Source organism: Paenibacillus brevis (assembly GCF_018919145.1).
Taxonomy (GTDB): Bacteria; Bacillota; Bacilli; order Paenibacillales; family Paenibacillaceae; genus Fontibacillus; species Fontibacillus brevis.
Genome location: NZ_JAHLQJ010000047.1, coordinates 1 through 1,523, shown reverse-complemented (window position 1 = coordinate 1,523; position 1,523 = coordinate 1). Strand labels below are relative to the sequence as shown.

General features: G+C 47.9%; 1 protein-coding gene. It reads right to left on the bottom strand.

From position 1 onward, the window contains the following. Window positions 1-318 precede the first annotated feature (318 nt). Entirely contained in the window at window positions 319-1,446 is a 1,128-nt protein-coding gene (locus tag KQJ23_RS23530) for an IS110 family RNA-guided transposase (protein ID WP_216481329.1), read from the bottom strand. Window positions 1,447-1,523: the final 77 nt, after the last annotated feature.

Sequence of the window (1,523 nt, the reverse complement as noted above, 5' to 3'; positions counted from 1 at the left end):
TTTTTTCACTGCTATGAACGTTTTTTGTCAATCCCCTATTCCTTTGCCTTTTAACCAAAGGTTTATATCCATTCTTCGGGCACGGGAACAAAATGCGAGTCAACGGCTGGCAGACTGCTATCCGTGGGTTGGTTCCACATGTTATGCCTTTCGTACAGGAGGACCTTCCGATAACTACAGACGCACGCCAGGTAATATACCTTGTGCAAGTGAAAATCGCGGGTTATCCTCCAAACCTTTCTCTTCGTTCCCATGCCCCAAGAATGTATACGAGTGGTATATCACAAATAATCTAACTCATTGAATCCATACAAGTAGCTATGCAGCTTGATGTTGTGCAGATCTTTCAACACTTACGGCTATCGACCAAATAAATCCCACGAGTTCTCTACCGATTGCAGCGACAACGAGGTTTTTGTGTTTTCCCTTCCGGAGCAGCCTTAGATATTTTGTATGTAAACGATTCTGAGCTTTCCAGGATACTTCCTGGGTATGAGCCGACTGCCCCTCGAGGCACTTTTCCAAATCTCCTTTAACCGCTGGTCGATGACGGTAACTCCATGCCGCTTCAATGAGCGCACGTCTTACCCTTGAGTTTCCTGTCTTTGTCAATCCGCCTCGCCGGGTTGTTGGCCCTGACGAATGTTCACGAGGTACCAGTCCCAAGTAGCTCATGAGTTGAACGGGAGAGCGGAAGCGCTCGAAGCTTTCAATCTCGACAACCAAAGTGATGGCGGTTAGCAGTGCTACTCCGCGTAGTCCTTGAATAGCACGAATAACCGGAGCATGGATGCAAACTTCTGCTGCTTCTCGCAGGGTAGCCTCCAGACGTTTAATCCGCTCTTCGATTTCCCGGAGCTGCTGCAGGTACTCATCGAATACCGTTTGCTCCACCTTTCTTTCGTAAGTAAGCGTTGCAAGCCATTGGCGGTACATTTTGGTCCAGCGTCTCTTCATGCTTGCCGGTGGATGAATGTGATGACGCAGCAAAAAATGAATGATACGCTGACGGGCTCGATGAAGGTCTTCTTTTACATCTTCACGTGCTCTGACAAGATCCCTTAAAGCTTCGGTTTCTCGTGTCGGTACATGAATAGGGGTCAACTCTCCAGCACGATGCAACTGAGCTAGCCGCTCGGCATCCCGGCGGTCCGTCTTAATGGAGTCCCCTGCACGGACAGGAATTCTTGAAGGGGCAATGACTGCGCAACTCACTCCCATTCGGGTAATCCAATGATACAAATCGTATCCCGTCGGACCGGCCTCATAACACACCTCAAGAACAACATCTTTCTCTTGAAGCTTTCGAATCAGCTTGGCCACAGCATCTGGATTATGGGCAATGGTTCCATAAAATCTTGGTGCTTCCCGGCCCTCATCCGCAATAGCAACAGCAATTTTGTCTTTGGATACATCCATTCCTACGTATTTTGTGGTATTCTTCATATTAGCAGCTCCTTTCGCATGTAGCTCTGAAATAGTGGTTTCTCACCTTCTATTTTAACCTACGATTTGCGAATAGG

What these genes read in the sequence shown, in the direction of transcription:
- KQJ23_RS23530 (WP_216481329.1), bottom strand. Translation starts at nt 1,446, where the DNA reads ATGAAGAATACCACAAAATACGTAGGAATGGATGTATCCAAAGACAAA.